Here is a 3467-nt window from a genome sequence, read left to right on the forward strand (position 1 = left end):
ATGCAACCGTGTTCGGTGTGGGGCAGGATAAAAACATCACTACTTCAGCGATAAAAGCATTATTAAACGGAGTCAATCGCTTTATGAATACTGGCACTTCTGTAGCCGTTGATAAAAAAGCAGTCAGTTAATCAGTGATATCCTGAGTCAGCTGTAAGGATTGTCTTGACTAGCGTTAAGGATAATCATTGAATAAATGATGTGGGCGTGAGTTGTTGATTATTAAGGTTATTTTGTTTCTTGGCGATTTGATCTCATATGAATAATTCGTTAGGGTAGGAATCAGTCCTGAATGATAAATTCAATATTCAGGCTCTTTTTACCGATGTTTGATAGTTCAAACAAAGGAGAAAATAATGTTAAACAAACAATTTACAACATTGTTATCAGTAGTATTCACGCTTCTATTCGCATCAAGCATGGCGTTTGCGAATGAGCATAAAGACTCTCATGAAGGTGCAAAACATCCCGCCCATGAAATGGGAGAGTCAGTTGACACTCATAAAGATAAAAAAATGAGTGAAGACTACAAAGAAAATATGAAAGAAGCTGAAGATGCAGCTAACGCTCCTCATCCTGCACATGAAATGGATGAAAACGAGGAGCTTCAGGAACGAGGTCAATAACCGTTTCTGAATGGGATAAAGTCCCATTAAAGCGATTAAACGCCGCATATTGACCGAAATATGCGGCGTTTTTTTATGTCACTAAAACAAGTATCGATTGAATAAGCTTGAATTAAGGCGTTGCGTCTATATTAATACTTAACTTTCTTATTGCATCAATGAACAACAACAGGACCGAGTTATGCGACAACTCCGCTTTATTTTTCTATTCACCATGGTTTATTTCTTGTCGGCATGTGCGAGCTTGTCGCCTGAATTTGAACAACCTCAAGTCAATATCACTTCGTTTAATCTGGCACCGTCCTCAACTGCCTCAACACCTACATTCCTTATCGGTTTACAAGTGATTAATCCTAATCGACAAGCGCTACCATTGAAGGGGGTGAGCTACTCCGTTGAAGTAGATGGTTATCGGATATTGAGTGGAGCTGAACCGGATTTACCACGAGTTGCGGCATACGGCACCGAAGAATTTACAATCCAAGCAGTACCAGATTTGCTTGGTAGTGCGAAATTGATTAGTCAGTTAATGTCTCATCATCAGGATGCGGTTAAATATCGATTTAAGGCACGTTTGGATATCGGTAGTCTTTTTCCATTTATTGACATTGAAGAAGCTGGAGAGTTGAGTTTAAAACGGCCATCATCATCTCAATAAATTCACTGTCATTTCGTGCTCTTCAGAGCATTTGTTGCTATGTTTAGTCCATAGATCACTGATAAAAGCGCCTTTATGAATTCGATAAGTATGTTGTTTTTGTTAAGCGGAACCTTGATTGCTTTAAGCATTCTGGCCAGCCGCTTATCTTCTATTTTTGGTTTGCCATTGCTGATCATTTTCCTGGCACTGGGCATGCTGGCCGGAGAAGATGGCATATTAGGTATTCAGTTTGATAATTATTCCGTGGCATTCGTTATCGGTCATTTGGCACTCGCCATGATTTTGCTCGATGGCGGTATGCGTACTCGCCTCAAAACATTTCGTGTCGGCTTTAAACCTGCTTTATCCATGGCAACGATAGGTGTGTTTATCACCAGCGGTGTGGTGGGGTTAATAGCCATGTGGATATTCAATCTAACACTGGTTGAAGGTTTATTGATTGGTGCGATTGTAGGGTCGACAGATGCCGCTGCAGTCTTTTCTATGTTGCGTGGTCAGGGCATTAATATCAACGAACGAGTTGGGGCGACGCTAGAAATCGAGTCTGGCACCAACGATCCGATGGCGATTTTTCTTACATTGATGTTCATCCAGTTATTGATTAGTGATGAAAACACTGTGTTAGGCAATGTACTGTTTTTCCTTCAACAATTCGGCTTTGGTATTGGTATTGGTCTGTTCGGTGGCTGGTTAGTTAAGCGTTTATTGGCAAGACTGGAGTTAATGCCAGGCTTGTACTCACTGTTGGCATTAGCACTGGGGTTTAGTATTTTTGGTTTAGCGTCCTGGATGGGGGGCAGTGGTTTTCTGGCTATCTATCTCTGTGGTTTGATGATAGGCAGTGAAAACACCCGTCAATTACAGCATATTTTGCCAGTGTATGATGGTCTGGCCTGGTTAAGCCAGATTGGTTTATTCCTGGTGCTGGGTTTGCTGGTCACTCCAACCGAATTAATGGAATATGCTTTACCCTCACTCGTGATAGCCTTAGCCCTGATATTCATTGCAAGGCCACTGGCAGTCATTCTCTCCGTAAAACCGTTTTTTAAATTCCGCTGGCGTGAAATTGGTTTTATTTCCTGGGTGGGATTACGAGGAGCTGTGCCTATTGTGCTGGCGATTTTTCCTGTCATAGGTGGGGTAGATAATGCCCCGATGTATTTTAATGTGGCGTTTGCTGTTGTGTTGTTATCGCTACTTATCCAAGGCGGTACTTTATTACCGATGGCAAAATGGATGCGAGTGCAGATCCCTAAAAAGGCCAGTCCAAGACAACGCGGTTCTTTAGGTATCTTGCCTGAGCGCGATTTTGAAATGTTTGTCTATAAAGTAGAGAACCAACGTCTCGACGACCAACCTATTCGTTTACTTCGTTTTCCATCTGGCGCGATGATTTCTGCCTTATTCCGGCATGAGGAGATGATTCATCCTAAAGGCAGTACGCGTCTAAAACTAGGCGATATTCTATGCGTGATCAGCCGTGAGGAGGACTTAGATAATCTAAATGAATTATTTAATGGCGATACTCAGCTGAATCAGAAGCAATTAGCTTTTTTTGGTTCTTTTGTTCTCAATGGTGAGGCAATGTTAGTGGATATCGCTAAAGCCTATGGTTTGACGATCAGTCCCCAGGAAGTGGGTGTGAGTTTAGGCGAGTTTATTGCACGGCGGGTGGGGGGGCACCCTGTTGTAGGTGATGACATAGATTGGCACGGCATTCATTGGGTCGTGAATGAGGTTGATGGAGACACCGTGAAAAAGGTCGGAATGCGTTTATATTAGAAAAAACGGAAATAGTTCATGTTTCCTCTCATTAAACATTGTTTTCTGAGAGGCTTTCTGTCATATTTTGCGCATCATCATTTCTTTGGTGCCCTGTTGTCATTCATAGAACATTTTCCGGCTGCTGTTTAATGAAGAACTGTCTGCCTGGTTTGTGCCTGTTTGAGTCTTTCACTATAAAGGTTTAGCTTTATTTCTCAGCTGATAAACATGCTGCGATGTTGACGGGGAACCGCTTTGTGTGGAGTCAGTATGAATTTATCTATTCAGCAACGGTTTAGCTTCTGGGCTGGACTTAGTCTACTCTCTGTTGTGCTCGTGACCGCCTTGGTAGCGATGTATAACTTTGGCAAAATTAATCAATCACTCACAGAATACAATAGCGAACTGACAAAAAA

The 3467-nt window shown here is 42.0% G+C and carries 4 protein-coding genes; all 4 read left to right on the plus strand.

All coding sequences use genetic code 11. The features are described from left to right. Positions 1–131 (plus strand): hypothetical protein (locus tag B4K20_RS17060; protein WP_414683389.1); only part of this gene is annotated, 131 nt, incomplete at its 5' end. Positions 132–356: 225 nt separating this feature from the next. Further along, a complete protein-coding gene (locus tag B4K20_RS12955; RefSeq protein ID WP_289283189.1) occupies positions 357–626 on the plus strand; it encodes a hypothetical protein in 270 nt (89 codons plus the stop codon). Positions 627–807: 181 nt separating this feature from the next. Then, complete coding sequence (locus B4K20_RS12960; protein WP_289283190.1) at positions 808–1284, plus strand: LEA type 2 family protein; 477 nt, start codon at positions 808–810, stop codon at positions 1282–1284. Positions 1285–1359: 75 nt separating this feature from the next. Beyond that, entirely contained in the window at positions 1360–3069 is a 1710-nt protein-coding gene (locus tag B4K20_RS12965; RefSeq protein ID WP_289283191.1) for a potassium/proton antiporter, read from the plus strand. The last annotated feature ends 398 nt before the right edge of the window (positions 3070–3467 follow it).

The sequence above is a fragment of the Methylophaga sp. UBA5088 genome (genome assembly GCF_002414625.1).
GTDB classification, from domain to species: Bacteria; Pseudomonadota; Gammaproteobacteria; order Nitrosococcales; family Methylophagaceae; genus Methylophaga; species Methylophaga marina.

Bases quoted from the DNA above. Each gene is read 5' to 3' on its own strand.
- B4K20_RS12955 (WP_289283189.1), top strand. From the start codon at position 357: ATGTTAAACAAACAATTTACAACATTGTTATCAGTAGTATTCACGCTT.
- B4K20_RS12960 (WP_289283190.1), top strand. From the start codon at position 808: ATGCGACAACTCCGCTTTATTTTTCTATTCACCATGGTTTATTTCTTG.
- B4K20_RS12965 (WP_289283191.1), top strand. From the start codon at position 1,360: ATGAATTCGATAAGTATGTTGTTTTTGTTAAGCGGAACCTTGATTGCT.